This is a genomic window from Paenibacillus sp. MER 180 (genome assembly GCF_023713665.1).
In the GTDB taxonomy this organism is placed as follows: Bacteria; Bacillota; Bacilli; order Paenibacillales; family Paenibacillaceae; genus Paenibacillus_B; species Paenibacillus_B suaedae.
In genome coordinates, this window is the sequence record NZ_JAMAVT010000009.1 from 24,795 (window position 1) to 44,446 (window position 19,652).

The following is a 19,652-nucleotide window of genomic DNA, read 5'->3' on the forward strand; positions in this document are numbered from 1 at the left end:
TTTTATCTTTCCATACACGAACAGCCCTTGCTTCGACAGCAAGGGCTAAGTGTGATTGTTCACGGATGCATACAGCTGAGGACTTATGTAACCATCAGCGTAATAACTAATAATTCATACAGCACCAGCGGCAAGATAACGTTATTATACATGTAAGCATTGTATAATCCTCGCTGCATAACCGGCTGCTGCGTCTGTACGTACACAATTCCCCGATCCACATTTACAATAACACCATCACAGATAAATCCGTCTATTGTCTGAATACGGACGAATCGATTCATATACGAATGGCATATATGATGCAACTTTTCACGAGTATCTCGCAAGCACTGCAAGTGAGATCCATCCGCTTGATATATAACTTGCGGCTCGGTTTGAGATGGAAGCGACTGATCGGATGATGGCTTCGAAGCATTCATAGCATACGACCTCCATTCTGTTCGAATGTCACACACTTCCACCTTATGTCTCATACCGTCCGATCATGACCGATTTGCATACATTCTCACCGTATGAACCGCCTGCTCCATCGTTACCAGAGCTGATGTGCTGGCATCTGGATGTACAAGTTCTACCTTCCCTTCCGCAATATGCTTGCCGATAACGATACGCATTGGACAGCCAATTAGATCCGCATCGGCCAGTTTCACGCCGAACCGCTCATCGCGATCATCCCACAGCACAGTCGCACCAAAGCTGCTCATATCCTCAGCCAATCTCAATGCTGCTTCAGCTTGTGCTGCATCCTTCATCGATACTGGAATGACATGCACCAAGTATGGCGCGACAGACACCGGCCAGCGCAGCCCTCGTTCATGCTGCATCTGCTCCACGATTGCACTCATCATGCGGGATACGCCAATACCATAGCATCCCATCAGAAGCGTCTGCATTTGACCCGACTTGTTCATCACCTGTGCGCCCAGCTTATCCGTATACTTCGTTCCGAGCTCGAAGACATGCCCTAGTTCAATTCCACGATGGAACGACAGTGCATGACCACAATGTACGCATCGTTCTCCCTCCACGACATTCCGATAATCGCCTACCATAGTAAGTGCATAATCTCTCCCAGCCTTCACATGCATCAGATGGTAATCCTGCTCATTCGCTCCCACAACCGCGTCTTCCACGTGAGCCGCATCCTTATCGACTATGCACTTGATCGTCAATCCAACTGGCCCTGCAAATCCTGTGGGAGCGCCTGTTACTCGCATGACTGTCTCGCCATCAGCGAGTTCCAGCTGATTGGCTGTCAATGCTCGCATGACTTTCGTTTCATTTACTTCATGATCCCCGCGAACGAGCACCGCAACTGGCTCACCATCTGCCACATATAACAATGTCTTTATCGTTTGAGACGATTCCACTTGCAAATAGGCTGTTAACTCTTCAATTGTTTTCACCCCAGGGGTGTGGATACGTACAGGCAAATCCGCTGTCGATGCCTCTCCTGTTGAACGTGCTTCCTCAATTTGGACAGCCTTCGTGTCGACATCCTTCGTATGTCCAGCTTCGACCGAATCGGGAAGCACTTCGATATTCGTCGCAGATGCAGAGTCAGACTGACTTACAGCCTTCTCAAGGTTCGCGGCGTATCCGCAATGCCCACAAGACACAATCGTATCTTCACCAATGCTGGTTAGTGCCATAAATTCATGTGTTCGTCCGCTTCCGCCAATCGCGCCAGCATCTGCCTCCACTGCACAATACGTTAGATTCAGACGCTGCATCACCCGATGGTATGCGTCAACCATTCGATCATATTGAGCTTGCAGCGACTCTGCATCTAGATGGAAGGAGTAAGCATCCTTCATGATGAATTCCCTGCATCGCAATAATCCATGTCTAGGCCGTCGTTCGTCACGATATTTCGTCTGAATTTGATACAGTGTAAGCGGCAGCCTCTTATACGAATTGACTTCATCTCGCACCATTGCCGTAACGACTTCTTCATGTGTCGGGCCGAGCACGAACTCCCGTTCATGGCGATCACACAGCCGCATTAGCTCTTCACCATATACCTCATACCGTTCCGATTGCCGCCACAGGTCTGCAGGCTGCATCGCTGGCATGAGCATCTCCTGAGCACCTGCCCGCTCCATCTCTTCTCGAATCAGCCTCTGTAAATTCCGAAGCACCTTCCAGCCAAGCGGCAAATACGAGTATACGCCCGCCGCAACTTGCCGCATGTAACCGCCTCTCAGCAGCAGCCGATGACTGGCAGTCTCCGCATCTGAAGGCATATCCCGCATCGTAGATAAGAACAATTCACTCTGTTTCATCTCAATCCCCCTCTTCTTCTCTCCATAATAAAACAACGCACCCATCCCATAAGGGACGAATGCGTTGTCGTGGTACCACCCTAATTCAGCAGTCGGCATATACCGACAGCTCTCACATGTTCCATAACGGGCTTGCGCCCGGCAGATCGAATCTGCAGCTGCAAAGTAGGAAGAATGAAGCTGCAAGGGAATCATTGCACCAAGTTGACTCCTCTCTGTACGTGCATCTCGTTCACTCTCATGTCTTTGGTCGTCGCTTTTCGTGGTTATATTTTCTAAATAAATTACATGTTCTGTTACTCGGTGTCAAGTATCTCATCCACCGATACCCGATTACCGCATCACCCAGTAGCCCAACTTCAACAATAAACCCAGTACCAATAACGCGATACCGACTCCCCGCTTCTCTTTGTCGTTGTTGAAGGCATATACGCCTCCCACTAAGATTCCGACAATTGGGTAAATAGCGGTGGCTATGATTACGATCAAGAGTGAAGTGCAGCCTATATTGCGCTCTGACGCTTGCTCTTCGCTAGGTCGATCATCTGACTTCTCACTGGCGATCTGATTCGAAATCATGGGACCACAATTTTTACACTCCGTGGAGCCTTGCTCTACATTTCCATTACACTCAGAGCATGTAAGCTCCACTTGCTTCACAGCCAAGATGCCGTTGTATTGCTTATCTTCCTCTGGCGTTCCCTGTAAGGAGGCGTCCTTCAGGGAGTGACTGCAGACGATGCATACCGATGCGGACTTTTCGTTCGAATACCCACAGTTGCTGCATATTTGGATCGCCATGCGCGATGCACTCCTTCCGTTACCCAGCCAAATCTTGAATACGCACTGATTCCGTTATAAAGCAATTGCAAATTGACACAATCCGTTCCGAATAACCTTTACGCTCCTTTAGCGGCTAGGCTACTGCTACAGCTACAGCTGCATGAACGCTGGGAAATGCTCCTGCAAGCCCTGCTTCAGTACATCAATAGGCTGCATGCCGATATCCGCTAAATTACTCAAGGCAATAAGCACCGAATCCGACTTCGCATCCCGAATCATCGTACAGCTGTAGCCCGATAATCCCCCATTATGATACGAGATATGCGGTCGATCCGGATATACGACCCATCCGTAGCCATAACTGCGTTCCTCATCAATTCGAGCTTGCGGCGTGAAGATCGCATCGATTGACTCCGCATTCGCCACTTGGCCTGAGCGAAGGGCACGATCCCAGCGGAACAGGTCTTCGGTAGTGGAGAAGACAATGCTTCCTGCACTGTTATGGCTTGGTATATCTTCCTTCCAAGCGAGTTCTCCCCCTCTATAGCCGATCCCCATGTTTGGCTCACTGCGAAGTATATCCATACGTCCACCTGTTCTTGTCATACCGAATGGCTCGAAGAATTCCTTCTCGATATACGCTTCATACGGTTGATCCGACAGTCTCTCTACAATCAGTCCAAGCAGCGCATAACCGAAGTTGCTATAACGATACGTCCCTTTTGCACCGGATGGCGTGACAGTATCGAGCGCCAGCGTATGCAATGGCCTTAGATCCTCATGTACATTCCAATCAATTAACGCATCTTCGTCCAATCCAGAGGAGTGAGTGAGCAGCTCATGGAGCGTAACATCTGCAAGCCCTGTACACTCAGGTACATACTTCTCAAGCTTATCTTTTACACGAAGCAGCCCTTGCTCCTGCAGCTTCATAATGGCTGTTGCCGTAAATTGCTTGGCAATTGATGCAATTTTGAATACTGTATCCTTATTAATGGGCTGCCTCTCTTCCACGTTCGCTAGGCCGTACCCTTTACTTATGACAATCTCACCCTGTGACGCCAGCAAGATCGATCCGTTATATCCCTGCTTCTCTAACAATTGATCCACCCAAGCTGCCAACTCCATAACGGTCTTATCCCCTTCCCAATGTTCTTCACAGCTTGCTGCTCTGAAGATGAACTCTACTAGTGAGTACTACGTCATTACTGACTTCGATATCTATGGCCGGGTTTCCTTCATTTTCTAATCAACGTCACAAAAACGCCTCCCATGCTGATAGCGAGAGGCGCTTTACAAGATTAATTAAGGTATGGAGTTGTTCCACATTTGTGACGGATCACGATCTGACTATTCCAATTGCACAAATGCCCCAACGATGCCCTGACAGCTTCAGCATCAAGAAACAAGCTTCAGCCCAATTGCTGCTCCAAGTACCATGGAGATGAATAAGATTCTCTTCCAGTCGCGGGACTCCCCGTAGAAGAGCATCCCGAGGATGGCACCCCCAGATGCTCCGATTCCCGTCCATATCGCATACGCCGTCCCCATCGGGAGCGACTTCATCGCAATAGACAGACAAATGAAGCTAGCACTGAAAGCTGTCGCCATAAAGACGAAGGATTGCCAGTTGCGATCCTTGTTCAGCTTACTAATCATCGCCACACCAAGCATTTCACATAAGCCTGCTGCAATGAGACTTATCCAAGCCATTAGGATTCAGCTCCCTTCGCTTCGCTCTCATTCGTCACCAGCTTTAATCCCATCACACCTGCTAGCATCACAAGGATAAGCAGCACTTTGATCATCTTGAACGGCTCTCCAAAGAAAGCCATCTCTGCGAATACAGTTCCTGCAGTTCCAAGTCCAACGAATACGGCATATACCGTCCCTACAGGGAGCTTCTTGCCTGCCATAATCATCACATAGAAGCTGACAATAATTGAAATGGCCGTACCTCCCCATTCCCATACATTGTTCGCGTGCTTCAATCCGATCACCCAGAAGACCTCAAAGAAGGCGGCAATAAATACGTAGATCCAATGCTTATTCATGTGTTGCTCTCTCCCTTCCTTGCTATCTCTATAACGAGCACTATTCCATGACTGCATCCCACAGATGCAGCTTACTCCACTCTTAAATTTCCTTATCTCTTCTCAATCAAGAGATTCATTGTTCATACCACTTCACGAACTAGTCCCGTGTCAGGCTGCGCCAATATATGCGCCATGAAGCATCGAAGCGACGTCGGAATCTGTCTGGGCCACCAAGCAGCATTTCAACGAGAATGCCATCAACAAGACACATATAAGAAGCGGTCATCATCTCCATATCCAGCTGATCAATCTCCGCTCGCTCCACTCCTAGCTTGAACACGGCCATAAGCTCCCGTTCCATCTGATCCAGATGGGCGTTGACCAGTTCCATAACTCGCTCCTGCATGATAACAGGCGGAAAGAACATCACCCGCAGCAAGAATTTCAATTGATTGCTCGTTTCATAGCGTGCCTCATACTGTTGAATCCATCCGTACAGCACATCCTTAATCGGATGCTCACGGTGAGTCTGAATGTACCGCTGCAAGTGTCCCATTTCCTCTTGTACTGCACGGCGGATTATGCTAACAAACAGATCATCTTTATTTTTGAAATGAGCGTAAATAGATGGCGTCTTGATGCCTACCTGTTCCGCGATATTCGCAAGGGAAGCCCCTTCATAGCCATGTTCTGCAAAATGATTCAACGCGACCTCAATAATTCGGTTAGCTGTCATTCTACTCATCTCCTTCAGACTAACTAATACTCGTTAGGTAATGCACGCAGCGTTCCCTCGTGTAAATACGACGACATATCTATAGCCTAACTAATATTCGTTAGGTAGATCTTTTCACATCTTTTCTCTTTTGTCAACCACGAGTTTCGATACTTAAATATCCTTTTATACATTTAAAATATAATACATCTTCTCTATCCAGAGCTTCACAGGGCATACCTTGAAATGAATAAAGCATCTCTTCCTAGAAATGACGAACAGAAAGTTCAAATGTTTATCCTAATGACATCCAAAAGTGCGAAGCAAAACCTGATCCCATTTTCCGATAAATAGGGATTGAACGCTACATAGGATACAAAAGCAGCCATTGAACAGATGAACCTCCCGCTTATCACTCCGGAATTTTGTAAAATTGCGATAATGACAGTAGCATCAAGAGCCTAATCTGTATGTGACCTGTGCTGAGCCGGGAGACAATCTCCGCGGCTCATCTGTCGTCTACAGATAGACAGGTTCAGATTACGAGTACAAACCAACCCACCACCCCTACGAAATTCATGCCTTACATACGCATAATCAACGAAGTGATGATGATGCGATTCTCTTTTTCACAATTCACATCGATACATCGCCCTACATATGTTCTGGCGCTTCAACGCCAAGTAGGTTCAGCCCCGCTTCAAGCACATGTGCCACCGCTGCGACGATACGCAATTTGTGGCGACGCTCGATCTCATTCTCCACCAGAATCTGCTCCTGATGGTAATAACGGTTGAACTGCTTGGCTGCATCAAGCAAATACCTAGCGAAGATGGACGGCTCATTGCTGTCCACCGCCATCTGAAGAGCACGCTCATACTTGCTGAGAGACTTCAAGCAGATCCATGCTTCTTGACTTACTCCTCCCGCCGCAGTTGATTTCATGCTCGATTGTTCACCTGCGCACTCAGATGCATCCTTGCCAAGCACCCCAGTATCCGCTGGACAATCAGAGTATGACGTCCATCCCCCTTTGATGAGCAAGCTCTTCGCTCTGACGAGTGTGAACTGTACATAAGGGCCGGTTTCGCCTTCATAGCGCAGCGCATCCTCCAGGTTGAAGTCAACAGACAGCATACGGCTGCTCTTCAGGTCACCGAAAATGATCGCACCAATCCCAACCTTCGATGCCACCTTGGCTTTCTCTTGCAGAGATGGATTCTTGTCTTCGATAATTTGCAGCGCGCGATTCTCTGCCTCATTCAATACCTCATCAAGGAAGATAACCTTGCCCTTGCGCGTAGACATCTTCTTCCCTTCAAATGTCATCAACCCGAACGGTACATGCGTACATTCCTGTGCCCATTCATATCCCATCTTGCCAAGCACAGCGAATACCTGTTGAAAGTGCAGCTGCTGCTCCGCGCCAACTACATAAATCAGCTTGTCAGCCTTCATAACTTCCTTACGATAGATAGCCGTTGCCAAATCACGTGTCGGGTAAATTGTTGTTCCGTTTGATTTCAAAATCAGGCATGGCGGCATACCCTCATCATCCAAACGAACGACCATCGCCCCATCACTTTCTTCGAGCAATTGAAGCTGCTGCAAATGAGCGACGACCGCATCCATCTTGTCATTGTAGAAGCTCTCGCCAAGAACGTGGTCAAAGTGAACGCCGAGTCGTTCGTACATGCGATTGAATTCGACCATACTTGCGTTAACGAAATACGTCCACAGCTGTACGGTCTCTGCATCGCCCGCCTCAAGTTTGCGGAACCATTCGCGCGCCTCGTCTTCCAGCTCCGGCTGCTGCTCCGCCACCTCGTGGAATCTGACATACAGCTTCAAGCTCTCACGGATTGGATCTTGGCGCAGCGTACCATCATCCCCCCACAGCTTATAAGCCGTAATCAGCTTGCCGAATTGGGTACCCCAATCCCCAAGGTGATTCACCTTCAACACCTCGTATCCTGCTGCTTCATACAGGTGAGCGAGCGCATTTCCGATCATCGTAGAACGCAGATGACCGACACTGAACGGCTTCGCAATATTCGGGGACGACATATCAATAACGACACGCTGCCCCTCTCCGATCGACAGCTTGCCGAAAAACGGCTCCTGCATGCGAGCAAGACAAGCCTCGCCATAGTAATCCTGATCAAAACTTATATTCACATATCCACCAGAGGCTTCCGCTCGCATCCGAATGTTATCGCTCTCTTGATTAATGCGTTCAGCAAGCTCCACCGCAATCTGTTGTGGAGAACGTCTCCACTGTTTCGCCAGTGGAAAGCAAGGGAACGCCAAGTCGCCGAGCTCGCTCTGCGGAGGTACTTCCAAGGCACGTTCGATGTCTGCCCCGTTCATGTTCATAATAGGTTCTAGCACTTGCGCGGCAATTTCTTTTAGCATAAGTTCGTTCTCCTCCTGTTGTTGGTTACGGTTCGCAACACGTCAAAAAGCCCCCGTCTACAAAGAGACGGAGGCTTGAATCCCCGTGGTACCACTCTACTTGACCCTACCCGGAAGCTTGCTGCTCCGAAAAGAGTCCACTCGATAAATAACGGCTGTCGCCGGGCTCCCCTACGTCCCCATATAAGGCAGTTCACAGAGCCAACTCCCGGGTCCGCTTCCTCTTCATTCCGTATCGGCTTCCACCATCCCGATTCGCTGCAGCACGGATTGTGCAGAGTACTCTCCCGTTCATCGTTGTTGCGTCGATTTTCATTTTACACATTATATCCAGAACAATTAGGAAAAATCAACCTATTACATGTATTATTTCAGAAAAATATTCCTTACTCTGCCGCCATTCGAGTACGTAACGTCATGGCCAGTAGTGATTCACATCGAATACAAGTCTCATTCTACTACTATCCGTCCAGCTTCGATTACCGCATTGTATACTTGCGATCCTCAGTTCCATTCAATTCGACCGAAATATCTAGATAAGATTGCTCAATAAATTGGCATACATCCGGATAGATTAGAGGCTTGCCTGTTATATAGCGGCGATCTGGCGTTCCATGATCACGTATTAACAATTCACTGATCACTCTTGCACTGCCAACACCGGTCTCCACATATTGCTTCACGGCCGCCCGTTCAGCAGCAGTAAGCCCATTCTCAGCATTACTAACTACTTCTTGAACCACAGCAGCAGGCTCGGGCTCCGTCCACGACCATAAGTCGAACTCCTCTAGAATCGGTGCAGGAGCAGGTGCAGGTGCAGGAGCTGCGCTAGGCTCGCTTGTCTTAGGCGAAGGTGAAGAATTCCTCACCACCGGCTTGCGTCGCAGCATATTGATCTGCTTGTCCAACAAGGGCAGTCCAACCGACAATTGCCGTTGTAGCTGTTCAGGCAAATCTGCCACAGAATAGGCATCTGGAGCAGGTCGCCAATCGTTGGCTATTTTCAATAAGATCTCATCAAGCTCATAATCAATGGCCTCGAATCCCTTCTTAATTGTCGCCACGATTGCAGCATCAATCCCTAAGTGCTCCTTCAAGTGCTCAATGCCGAATTTTTTGATCTCACCTGTTTTCCGGTTTTTCACCTCATGCTGATATCGAAGAGAACGGCCGCATTCGCATCGCAGCTCTGGACTTATCGTCCCCGCATCTTTATAACCCGTATAAATCCAATCATCTAACAGCGCCTCGATGTCCTCTGGTGCCGCATGATCTGGAACATGATGCCCCTTCTCCTTCGCCATCGCATTGGCGAACGCCGTGCGGCGAGAGCGAACGAGATAGTGATTCAGGAACTCACGTTGGTTGTCATTGAGCTGAGATAACATCTCATCCCGTTCCTGGATAGTTAATATCATATCTTCTCCTCCTCGCGCTTTGCTCCATTACTGTCTATTGTACAGGAAGTAGAGCATGGAAGTGAAGGCATGCCTCACATGAAGAAGCCGCCCTAGCGCAGGCAGTCAATCACTCCCTCGCTGGGCGGCAACCTATTGTAGGCACATCGATAAGAACGGCGATCCCTAGGAAGAGAAGCTAAAAGAAGAATATTTATTCTTAATCAATGGCATTTTACTATCGGATCTGGACTTGCCATTATGAAGCATCAATTCGTTCCTGCGGTGCTTGAAAGCATTTCTTGCATACCTTAATCTGTACGCCATTCCCTCTTGTCCGATTATACAGCAGCTTAATGCGAGTGCTGGCGCAGACCGGACATGTACCTCGGCCACGTGAAGGTAGATTCCATAATGATTTACCGCGTTTGTTCTTCGCCATTCTATCCCCTCATTTCCTGTCAATTCATTCGTTCTCCTACCCTTATGTATGAAGGAGGGGAAATATGACTGTATGATTCAGCTTCATCATTTCCATTAAATCCCACAAACTCACAACACTTGATAAACACATTCCTTCACCGTTTTCCCTTCAACTCATGGTATGATGGAGATAAGTACTTCGGTATGAACATGAAAGAAGAAAAGGAGAATGATTATGGCAATTCGCATTCTTACCGACAGCGCTGTTGACCTCCCTCAATCCGTCATTGACGAATTGGGAATTACGGTCATGCCGCTAATCGTTACTATAGACAATAAACAATATGAGGACGGAGTAACTATTACGCCGAAAGCCATGCTCGATGGCATGCGCGAAGGGAATGTATATAAGACTTCTCAACTCTCGATGGAAGTATTGCAGACAACCTTCCAATCGATTGCCGAAGCGAACGAGGAAGCTATCTATATTGCGTTCTCGTCGGAACTGTCAGGAACGTATGCCTCTTCCCGCATTATGCATGATATGGTACAAGATGACTTCCCGTCCTTCACTTGCAGTATTATCGATTCCAAATGCGCTTCACTCGGGTTTGGCCTTGTTGTTAGACAGGCTGCGCTCTGGGCGCGTGAGGGATTGCCTAGGCAAGAGATTATTACACGCACACAATCCCTTGCCCGGCAAATGGAGCATGTGTTCACGGTCGATGACCTGCAATATTTGTATCGCGGCGGACGCGTCAGCAAGTCATCAGCCATCATTGGCGGACTGCTCAATATTAAGCCCGTGCTTCATGTTGAGGATGGAAAACTCATTCCCGTCGATAAAGTAAGAGGCAGAAAGAAATCCATTCAGCGCCTTGTCGAACTGATGGAGGAGCGAGCGAATCTCGATGATAAGCAGCAGGTTATCGGCATCGCCCATGGTGATGACGCAGAAGCGATGGAGCAGTTGAAATCGATGATTACTGAACGCTTCGGGATGACGAACTTCCTGATTAGTTCCATTGGCTGCGCAGTTGGCGCTCATTCAGGCCCAGGAACATTAGCGCTCTTCTTCCCGAATAAATCCTATTCCGCATAAAGGTTTCAACATGGCTGCCCTGGAATTGAAGATGCAGGAGACGAATCCACTCGCTCCTTGAACAGTAAGATGCCCGCACAATCGGCGCTAACCGATCGTGCGGGCATCTGCTTCTTATGTCAGCTTCTGGACTATTGTTACATCCATTTCGCCAATTGGCCCTCTATCGTATCTAATGTAACCTTGGATTTCTGGAATAATGTAGATGGCACGCTCGCGTTATATTTCACGATTTTCTGATTCACATCGGACATCGCAGCCGATACGTCGGCTTGGGGCTGATCATTGCTCAGCTTCATAATACGCTGCAGTTCATCTCTAATCTCATGCTGAAGCGCAAGCCAGGAAGGGACAACATTCGCGTTGTGCAGCACCCCATTCAACGGATCTCCGCCTCGCACCTCTAGCGGCTTGCCCTTGCCAGGCAAATCATCCAATCCGCCCTTCTTCTCATATTGGGTAAAGACATCATCCAACCAATTGCTCATCATTCGTTCAGTTGCTATCGTTTGCGGTGCGTCCTCTGCGATTTCCGATTTGATCGGCTTAACTTCTGCTGACTGCTTACTTTCCTTTCGGAACCAACCCATTGCGATCCCCCCAATCACATGAATAACATAATTATCCAATCTTCTTCACAATTTTGTCTAGTATGCACCACCCTTTAAATGTGACAATTTCGTGCGAGTACGGTTTGAGTGGCTTATGTAAAATGCTTGTGATGAACAGCTTAATTGCATGTCTTAATTACATAGCTTTATGAATTTCTTTATTGAATATCATTGTTAATGACCTGCATGAAACCAAAGGCTCGAGCCTTGTGGCGATGATTGAGCACACATACCGCATAGCAAAAAACCCATTGGAATTCATCCAATGGGCCTCCACTATTGGTTATTGTCAGACTAGCTTGTTCAGAGCCTAAGAAGCTACAGAATGTTCAGTTTCTTCCTCGCTCTGCGTTCCATCAGATTGCTGCTTCGTACCGTTGAAGAGCAGGTTCATAACCAGCGCGGTAAAAGTTCCTGCTACGATTCCGTTATCCGTTAAGATTCGAACCGTTGACGGCAGGCTCGCGAACAATTGAGGCACTACCGTTACTCCAAGTCCCATCCCTACCGAGCAGGCAATAATGAGCAGATTCTCATGACGATTCATATCTACTTGAGAGCCGAGCATCCGCAGACCGCTCGACACAACCATACCGAACATGGCAACCATGGCGCCGCCGAGCACTGAACTCGGAATCAACGTCGTTAATGCAGCAATTTTCGGTACAAGTCCAAGCAGCATCAGCAATCCGCCCGCTACTACGATCACATCACGTGTTTTCACACGGCTCATTTGGATAAGCCCGACATTTTGCGAATACGTTGTATATGGAAAAGCATTGAAGATACCGCCAATCGTTATAGCTAGACCCTCTGCCCGGTAACCACGTGCCAGATCCTTCGAATCCACGTCGCGGTCTATAATTTTGCCTAGAGCCATGAACACGCCTGTGGATTCAGCAATGCCGACCATTGCTACAATAATCATAGTCAGGATAGCCGTCATATTAAATTTCGGAACGCCGAAATAAAATGGCTGTACTGCATGGAACCAGGATGCCTCCGTTACGGGAGTGAAATCAACCTGACCCATGAGCGCTGCGATCGTTGTGCCAATGACAAGCCCTAATAAAATCGATACCGCACGGATAAATCCAGCGGACAGCTTGTTCATAATAACGATAAATATGAGTACGCCGAAGCCAAGCAGCAAGTTCGTTGGACTTCCGAAGTCCGGATTGCCCTGGCCTCCACCTAAATCTGTGAACGCAACAGGAATTAGCGTTACACCGATAATCGTTACAACAGAGCCCGTTACGACAGGCGGAAATAGACGAATTAACTTGCCGAATAAGCCCCCGAACAAGATGACGAATATGCCCATTGCAATGATGGCTCCGTAAATATACGAAATGCCAAAATCCTTCCCGATTGCGATCATTGGCGTAACGGCTTGGAACGCACAGCCTAACACGACAGGCATCCCAATGCCGAACCACCGATTCGCAAATACTTGCAGCAGCGTGGCGATCCCGCACATAAATAAATCAATGGCAACCAAGTACGTAATTTGCTCTTGATTGAATCCTAAATTGCCGCCCACGATGAGCGGAACGATAACCGCTCCGGCATACATAGCGAGCACATGCTGCAAGCCGAGCGAGAAGGTTTGCAGCGGATGCCGATTTTTTACAAAAATACGGTTATCGACTCGGCTCATTGCTGCACCGCTTCCGATGTCGTTTCCGCAGTTTCATCCACGAATGTTACGCCCTCATTTGACAGAGAAGCAATGCGAGCCAAGGATTCAACACGGTATCCTGCATCGAGCAGCATTTGGCGTCCTGGTTGGAACGACTTCTCAATAACGATTCCAAAACCAGCTACACTTGCTCCTACCTGCTCCACAATGCGAGCCAGGCCAGAAGCCGCTTCACCATTTGCAAGGAAATCATCAATGATCAGTACACGATCATCAGCGGACAAGAAGCGCTTCGACACCGTTACCTCATTCGTCTCTTGCTTCGTGAAGGAATATACCTTCTCCACAATAATGTCTTCACGCAGTGTCAATGACTTCTGCTTGCGAGCGAAGATGAGAGGTACATTCAACTCCAGTGCTGTCATCAAACCTGGGGCGATTCCGGAAGATTCAATGGTAAGTACCTTCGTAATACGTTCACCTGCATAACGACGCACGAATTCTTGACCAATCGCTTGCATAAGCGCTGGATCCATCTGATGATTAAGGAACGAGTCCACCTTCAATACATTGTTGCCGAGCACTAATCCCTCTTGAGTAATCTTATCCTGAAGCTGTTTCATGTCCAGTTCCCCTTTCGACGTGTGCAGTTGAACGTCTCTCTTCTCTAATACGACAACAACCCGATTCCAATCCCCTCCGCTGCAGGAAGGTGATTGGAATCGGGTTGTACGAAACCTGAATGCTGGTTAGTGCTTGTACGATTCGAATCGTCAGCCTAACAAACATGCAAGCTATCGACTGTGAACCTCGTTTCCCAGCAGAATCACTGAAAGAAACGGCCGCGCTGCAGTATTACGGAATACGGACGTATTCACCCAAATCCACGACATAATGTGCGGCACGCTGGTTCCCCGTAGTCCAATCATTCCGGTGATTGGGTAGAAACATGCAGGCCAATTCCTGCACCTATACGAGAAGACGCTACTTTATGATTGTAGCGGTAAGTATACCTCATTTTTTTACTGAAAGGAAGTAACAATTTCTGAAAATAACTGTTCCTATCTTCTTAATCAAATAATGTCAGCTGCTCAGCTGGGAGCGGCGGATCTTCCAGTCCAAGCATACGCTTGAACTGCTTCCCATTGTGCGCTGCATCGCCTCCCGAATTATTGTTGAAGATCATCCAGCAGCGGTTCGTATTCATCAAGAGAGATTGGATATGTCCCTTCCACTCTGTAAGCTCTTGCTCATCATAACGGTACAAATAACGAACATCTCGCCAATTCGGCTGACCGCTTGCATTCCAGCCAGATTCATTGCGGCCGTGCATCCGAATCATGGTAGCCTCTGCCTGTGTCGGTACAAGCACCGTTGGCACACTTCCTTCACCTGCCTGTGGTTCATCGCAAATACTATGAATCCAGCCTTCCTCGCGCATAAATGCAAGCGTCCGCTCACGCACTGGTTCCACAAACCAGCTCTGATGTCTGAATTCAAGAGCAACAGGCACTCCCTCCATCCATTCCCGCGTACGCCGTAAGATGTCTACATTTCTGCGGTCGCAATGAAACCAGGGAGGATACTGAAACAGCACTGTTCTAAGCTTGCCCGCTGCTTGAAGCGCCTCGACGGATTGACGGAACACGTGAAACATCTCCTTCGTACTCGTATAAGGATGCTTACCGCGAGAATGCCCTGTCATCCCCTGATACGCCTTAACGATAAATCCGAAGTGCTCAGGTGTCTGTTCGCACCAACCCAGCATTCGCTCAGGAGAAGGAATAGCATAGAAAGAGCTGTCCAATTCCACGATGGAAAAATGCCGTGCATATTCACTTAGCTTCTCAGCAGCTCTTGTCCCCGGCCCATACAGCGCATCCTGATCCCCCCAGCCCGCTAGTCCAACTTCAATCTGATGATGCTCCATCCCCGACTCCTTCCACACCTTGTATTTGCTCTTATGTACACGCCATACTCATGTCTTCTTCATAAACGTCGAACCATCGGACAATATTTCCTTACTCATCATGATACATATCAATTTCAGTTCTGCAACTTATGTACATTACGCCCATTCGTGCCAAAACAACCTTTTTCTGAAAAATATACTCATAACAAGATAACAAATGTACACGCTATAAGTGAGTTAAGCGGTCTCCGCATTCAACATCTTGATCGTTGAATCGTTGCTTCAATAACGATAATTATGCTACTATATATTTGTTAGCAAAAGCTAGAAATAGAATATTATACCCTAGATGCGAATATCGCCTTGAAAGGATGACCAAATAAGATGACTACATCAATGAATGCAAGCGAAGCTATGCTGTCGCGCCACTCTGTTCGTAAGTATGTTCCACATACACCAATTGCCTCTTCCGAATTGAACGAGATCTTGGAGCTTGCCGGATCCGCACCATCTGCTTGGAACTTGCAGCATTGGCGCTTCCTCGTCTTCCAACAGGAAGATACGAAGCAGAAGCTTCTGCCCATCGCCTACAATCAGCAGCAGGTTGTTGACTGCTCGGCTGTCATTGCCGTGCTTGGCGACACACAAGCGAACTTGATGGCGTCAGAATTGTATGGCGAGCAGCTGCAAGCAGGCAACATCTCGCAGCAAGTGCATGATACACTGGTAGGCAACATTAACCGCGCCTATGCATCTTCCGAGCAGGTTGGCACCGAAGCAGCGATCCTCAACAGTTCACTTGCTGCCATGCAATTGATGCTTGCTGCCAAAGCTAAAGGCTGGGACACTTGCTCAATGGGCGGCTTTAGCAAGGAGCAGTTCGTTACGGAATTCAACATCCCGTCCCGCTATGTGCCGGTGATGCTTATTACACTTGGCAAAGCAGCTGCACCTGCGCATGCAACAAGCCGCTTGCCATTGGAGCGTACGGTGTTCCATGAATCATTCCCAGCGAATCAATAAGATATGATCCTTATTTTTTGAGCACAATGAAATACAAAAGCGCCCATCCCATGGATGTGGCGCTTTTCTCTGTTGCTTAGGATTAGCTCGGATTCCAGCGCATCTTCACTTCCAGCTCGCAGCATCGTCCCGCCGCAGGATCCGTATTGAAAATGATTTGGATACCATCTGGCGTAAATTTTACATCCAACCTCGACTGTACCCCGATCTCGCGTATAAGCCGTATCACCTCAGTCTTGTCGCCCCGCTGCGCTGCATCCATAACGGCAGTCGCCAGAGAATGCGAGCTCCTCAGTCGATCAAGCACACGTACTGCCTGCTCCGCTAGGGAATAGGTACTAGCTGCTGAGGTTACAAATATGCTCGAATCCATAGGCGGATAGGTTTCTGGAATGCGATCCCGCTTACCCGATACCGATCGGACAGTAGGCACTCGTATGATGGATTGCAATGATCCTACCCGACACGTAATCCCCTGTTCATTAGACGACATCTTCCACATCCCTCGTTTCTAAGTAGTCCGTACGAAGAAGGTACTATGTCAGCCTATGTAAGAGGAGCACATTTCGTGTTCTTCATTGCGGCTTAGTGGCGTGCTAAAAAATGCTCCAATCGTATCTTTCGGACAAAGCGCCAAGCAGATGTACCCCTGCTACACTATTGCCTTTCTTATTCAGGGACGGCCCAACGACACCGATTCCCATCTTGCCAGGAATGACTGCAAGAATACCGCCAGACACACCGCTCTTGGCCGGGATGCCCACGTGAATCGCAAATTCTCCCGAGGCATTGTACATGCCGCACGTCACCATGAACGAATTCGCAATTTGCACATAATGCTTCGGAATGTAGCAGCGTCCTGTCTGTGGATTGCAGCCGCCATTTGCCAATACAAGAGCCATACGCGCAAGATGATCGGTATTTACCTCAATTGCGCATTGGCGGAAATACACCTCCAGCGTATCCTCTACATCCGCTTCAAGTACACCATTATCCTTCAAGAAATAAGCCAATGAACGATTCCGATGTGCCGTATCCTTCTCGGATTGGTATACTTCCTCATTCCACGTGATGGTAGGGTCATCCGCCAATTCTCGAATGAATTCAAGCATGCGGATTGATTTTTCCTCAGGCGTTCCCCCCTCAATTAACGAGGCGATAGTAATCGCGCCTGCATTGATAAAGGGATTGAACGGCTTCCCAGGGTCAACGAGCTCAAGCTTCAAGATCGAGTTGAAATCATCACCAGTGGGCTCCATCCCTACCTTATTAAATACAACTGCCTCGCCGCTATCGAGCAAGGCCAAGAGCAGTGAGAAGACTTTGGATATGCTTTGCATTGTAAACTTGAACTTGCAATCGCCTGCATGCACCTGTTCACCTTGAATACCGAACAAGGATATGCAAAGCCCATCCTTCGGAGCATTTGCAAGCCCCGGTATATATGAAGCGACCTCTCCATCCTGTGATACTGTCCGGCTCTCCTCTACCCAATGAGGGAGCTCTCTTCTAAGTTGCTGCCAATAGGTCGTCATACGTAATGTACACCTGTCCTTCCTTCTCAACCAACATTGCAATGAACATATCATCATCTCGCTGATGGGATATGTACGGTTATATCTATCGTTTCTTGGTTAGCGGGTTCACATGCGTCAGCTGTTATGCTGTCCAGCCTGTACTCTAGTCCTCACGCTGAGGCTCCGTAACACGCGAAACCTTGTTCACAATCTGTGATTCATACTGGGCGAACGCAGGTACAACAGCCCATCCCCGCTCCTCCATCATCATTTGCAGCCGCAGCTTCCGTTCATTCAGCTGCCTGCGTGTGTCACCAATCTTCTGTTCATCTTCGGGAGTGCAGGCAGCGAGAAGCTGTTCCAAGCGAACGACTTCGCGTCCTACATGCAGCTCTTCCGGCAACAGGCCCGCATTCTGCATCATCAAATAAGCTGGTCTCAATTCCTCAGGAACATGCGACAAGTCTTTGAGCACCAGAGGCTTCCCCTTGCCTGGCAGCTCATCGAATCCACCTTCATTCATTGCCTCTTGAATCTTCTGCTCTGCCATCCATCCGATAATATCCATGATTGCACACCTCGCTATTCGACTACATCTAATGTAGACATACCCTGTAATAGGATACCACTAATCACCCCAGAATTTTAACTGGAAAATAATCGAGTAGGAGGGGCGACTAACCCCCGTCCTCTCACACCACCTCGCGATGGACACCCTTGCTCTTAGCTAATGATAGGCGCTTGCCAGCCCCCATTCAGGACTTTCACCCTAAAGATGACGCCCATGCTGGGCGTACAACAAAAAGAGCTTATCCTCCCGCAAACGGAGGCAAGCTCTTGTATTCGCTTCAATTATGCTTCTACTATAACGGCTGCTGTGCGGTATGCCAGTCCTCTTCATGCGTCAGCATAAACTGCTCTGTCGTCAAGTACAACGATATTGGCGGCTTCTCCTTTAAATAGTGGCGCTGCATGAGCAAATCATAGTGCACCTGGCGATTGCGCGTTCCCGAGATCACGGGAAGATCGTCGTGCTCTTCCAAATAATCGTCAACTGCGGCCTGCACCATATCCAGATAAAGTGGAATATGCTTGTCTTTCTCTTCAAAAATTTCGTACGTATATTGGGACATATAAAATTTCTGATCCGATAATCCACCCAAGTAACGGCGCAGCCGCTTCAAATCAATACTTTGATCGCTTAACATGAGGGATGTGCGTTTAATTTCATTCGGCATATCCTTCTCGTATTGAAGCACCGCCCTGCGGACATCTGCCAACGTCACATGCTCCTTGTCCACTGCTGGAAAAGAATCCTTCTTGTTCCGCTTCAGCCATTGTGTCAGCCAACACATATCAGATCCCACCTTTCTGCTTCCTTGAATGTGGAGAGATGGAAGCAGGAAATCATGTATCCGCTTACATGTATATTATAACATAGTATTCCCTATTTCGACACTCGAGCTTTGCCATGTTCCGATTCGTCTTTGTATAGGGATATCAACGTTGCTCCTTTTCGCTCAAAATCGGATGTAATGATGCGATCTTACAAATATTACATATTCATGAATATGGGGGTGTTACTTCTGTCACCTTACACAAGTAAGCTATTCGATTGGCGGAACTGCCATCGTGAAGAGTCGAATTCGGATCCTTCCCGAACTCGACTCTTTTGGTTCATCATTACCCACCATCCTTCGAATCATCAGGGCATATCCTTTGCATTCGTGTCTTATGTTGTGCTTCCAGTTGAAAATGGGGGTATCATACCTTTGAGAATAAATAGCA

Annotated in this window: 21 protein-coding genes, 1 riboswitch and 1 other annotated feature; of the genes, 3 read left to right on the plus strand and 18 right to left on the minus strand. The window is 48.1% G+C overall.

All coding sequences use genetic code 11. The features are described 5' to 3' along the window. Positions 1-83: 83 nt before the first annotated feature. From M3661_RS15715 to M3661_RS15745, 7 genes are all read right to left on the minus strand, one after another. The gene (locus M3661_RS15715) at positions 84-422 is read right to left on the minus strand and encodes an acetyl-CoA acetyltransferase (RefSeq protein WP_251486623.1); all 339 of its coding nucleotides are present in this window, start codon (positions 420-422) and stop codon (positions 84-86) included. Positions 423-485: 63 nt separating this feature from the next. Continuing rightward, entirely contained in the window at positions 486-2,288 is a 1,803-nt protein-coding gene (locus tag M3661_RS15720) for a proline--tRNA ligase (protein WP_251486953.1), read from the minus strand. Positions 2,289-2,621: 333 nt separating this feature from the next. Further along, positions 2,622-3,089 carry a hypothetical protein gene (locus tag M3661_RS15725; protein WP_065293240.1) on the minus strand — a complete coding sequence of 156 codons (468 nt, stop codon included), beginning with the start codon at positions 3,087-3,089 and terminating at the stop codon, positions 2,622-2,624. Between the two features lie 132 nt (positions 3,090-3,221). Next, entirely contained in the window at positions 3,222-4,199 is a 978-nt protein-coding gene (locus M3661_RS15730) for a serine hydrolase domain-containing protein (protein WP_065293241.1), read from the minus strand. A gap of 270 nt (positions 4,200-4,469) precedes the next feature. Next, a complete protein-coding gene (locus M3661_RS15735; RefSeq protein WP_065293242.1) occupies positions 4,470-4,784 on the minus strand; it encodes a DMT family transporter in 315 nt (104 codons plus the stop codon). Next, the gene (locus tag M3661_RS15740; protein WP_065293243.1) at positions 4,784-5,125 is read right to left on the minus strand and encodes a DMT family transporter; all 342 of its coding nucleotides are present in this window, start codon (positions 5,123-5,125) and stop codon (positions 4,784-4,786) included. Before M3661_RS15740 ends, M3661_RS15735 begins: the two co-directional genes overlap by 1 nt. A gap of 139 nt (positions 5,126-5,264) precedes the next feature. Next, positions 5,265-5,843 (minus strand): TetR/AcrR family transcriptional regulator, encoded by a 579-nt coding sequence (locus M3661_RS15745; RefSeq protein WP_065293244.1) that lies wholly within the window; start codon positions 5,841-5,843, stop codon positions 5,265-5,267. 183 nt (positions 5,844-6,026) lie between these two features. On the opposite strand from M3661_RS15745, the gene M3661_RS30800 reads away from it, so the two are divergent. Continuing rightward, a complete protein-coding gene (locus tag M3661_RS30800; protein WP_368072455.1) occupies positions 6,027-6,176 on the plus strand; it encodes a M60 family metallopeptidase in 150 nt (49 codons plus the stop codon). Positions 6,177-6,476: 300 nt separating this feature from the next. Here M3661_RS30800 and argS read toward each other — a convergent pair whose 3' ends face one another. The 3 genes from argS to M3661_RS15760 all read right to left on the minus strand — a co-directional run bounded on the left by argS (position 6,477) and on the right by M3661_RS15760 (position 10,076). Then, positions 6,477-8,237, minus strand: a complete 1,761-nt coding sequence (argS, locus tag M3661_RS15750) for an arginine--tRNA ligase (RefSeq protein WP_251486626.1) — start codon at positions 8,235-8,237, stop codon at positions 6,477-6,479. A 60-nt stretch (positions 8,238-8,297) separates the two neighbouring features. After that, positions 8,298-8,541 (minus strand) — a binding site (T-box leader). 175 nt (positions 8,542-8,716) lie between these two features. Then, a complete protein-coding gene (locus M3661_RS15755) occupies positions 8,717-9,655 on the minus strand; it encodes a DUF3895 domain-containing protein (RefSeq protein WP_065293246.1) in 939 nt (312 codons plus the stop codon). Between the two features lie 238 nt (positions 9,656-9,893). After that, positions 9,894-10,076 carry a hypothetical protein gene (locus M3661_RS15760; RefSeq protein ID WP_021256440.1) on the minus strand — a complete coding sequence of 61 codons (183 nt, stop codon included), beginning with the start codon at positions 10,074-10,076 and terminating at the stop codon, positions 9,894-9,896. Positions 10,077-10,292: 216 nt separating this feature from the next. On the opposite strand from M3661_RS15760, the gene M3661_RS15765 reads away from it, so the two are divergent. Further along, positions 10,293-11,159 (plus strand): DegV family protein, encoded by an 867-nt coding sequence (locus M3661_RS15765; RefSeq protein WP_065293247.1) that lies wholly within the window; start codon positions 10,293-10,295, stop codon positions 11,157-11,159. A gap of 137 nt (positions 11,160-11,296) precedes the next feature. Here M3661_RS15765 and M3661_RS15770 read toward each other — a convergent pair whose 3' ends face one another. The 4 genes from M3661_RS15770 to M3661_RS15785 form a co-directional block, all read right to left on the minus strand. Then, positions 11,297-11,749 carry a DnaJ family domain-containing protein gene (locus M3661_RS15770; RefSeq protein ID WP_251486628.1) on the minus strand — a complete coding sequence of 151 codons (453 nt, stop codon included), beginning with the start codon at positions 11,747-11,749 and terminating at the stop codon, positions 11,297-11,299. A 331-nt stretch (positions 11,750-12,080) separates the two neighbouring features. After that, positions 12,081-13,430 carry a nucleobase:cation symporter-2 family protein gene (locus tag M3661_RS15775; RefSeq protein WP_065293249.1) on the minus strand — a complete coding sequence of 450 codons (1,350 nt, stop codon included), beginning with the start codon at positions 13,428-13,430 and terminating at the stop codon, positions 12,081-12,083. Then, positions 13,427-14,035 (minus strand): xanthine phosphoribosyltransferase, encoded by a 609-nt coding sequence (locus M3661_RS15780; protein ID WP_021256444.1) that lies wholly within the window; start codon positions 14,033-14,035, stop codon positions 13,427-13,429. Before M3661_RS15780 ends, M3661_RS15775 begins: the two co-directional genes overlap by 4 nt. Before the next feature lie 274 nt (positions 14,036-14,309). After that, a riboswitch (purine riboswitch) is annotated at positions 14,310-14,409 on the minus strand. Positions 14,410-14,481: 72 nt separating this feature from the next. Further along, positions 14,482-15,342 (minus strand): DUF72 domain-containing protein, encoded by an 861-nt coding sequence (locus tag M3661_RS15785; protein ID WP_065293251.1) that lies wholly within the window; start codon positions 15,340-15,342, stop codon positions 14,482-14,484. Positions 15,343-15,708: 366 nt separating this feature from the next. On the opposite strand from M3661_RS15785, the gene M3661_RS15790 reads away from it, so the two are divergent. Further along, positions 15,709-16,347, plus strand: a complete 639-nt coding sequence (locus M3661_RS15790; RefSeq protein ID WP_065293252.1) for a nitroreductase family protein — start codon at positions 15,709-15,711, stop codon at positions 16,345-16,347. An 82-nt stretch (positions 16,348-16,429) separates the two neighbouring features. Here the strand turns inward: M3661_RS15790 and M3661_RS15795 are convergent, their stop codons facing one another. From M3661_RS15795 to M3661_RS15810, 4 genes are all read right to left on the minus strand, one after another. Next, a complete protein-coding gene (locus tag M3661_RS15795; protein ID WP_083189491.1) occupies positions 16,430-16,840 on the minus strand; it encodes a YuzC family spore coat inner layer protein in 411 nt (136 codons plus the stop codon). A 103-nt stretch (positions 16,841-16,943) separates the two neighbouring features. Further along, positions 16,944-17,882 carry a glutaminase A gene (gene glsA, locus M3661_RS15800; RefSeq protein ID WP_251486631.1) on the minus strand — a complete coding sequence of 313 codons (939 nt, stop codon included), beginning with the start codon at positions 17,880-17,882 and terminating at the stop codon, positions 16,944-16,946. A 145-nt stretch (positions 17,883-18,027) separates the two neighbouring features. After that, the gene (locus M3661_RS15805) at positions 18,028-18,432 is read right to left on the minus strand and encodes a DnaJ family domain-containing protein (protein ID WP_021256449.1); all 405 of its coding nucleotides are present in this window, start codon (positions 18,430-18,432) and stop codon (positions 18,028-18,030) included. Between the two features lie 295 nt (positions 18,433-18,727). Then, a complete protein-coding gene (locus tag M3661_RS15810) occupies positions 18,728-19,219 on the minus strand; it encodes a DUF3939 domain-containing protein (protein WP_065292272.1) in 492 nt (163 codons plus the stop codon). Between the last annotated feature and the right edge of the window lie 433 nt (positions 19,220-19,652).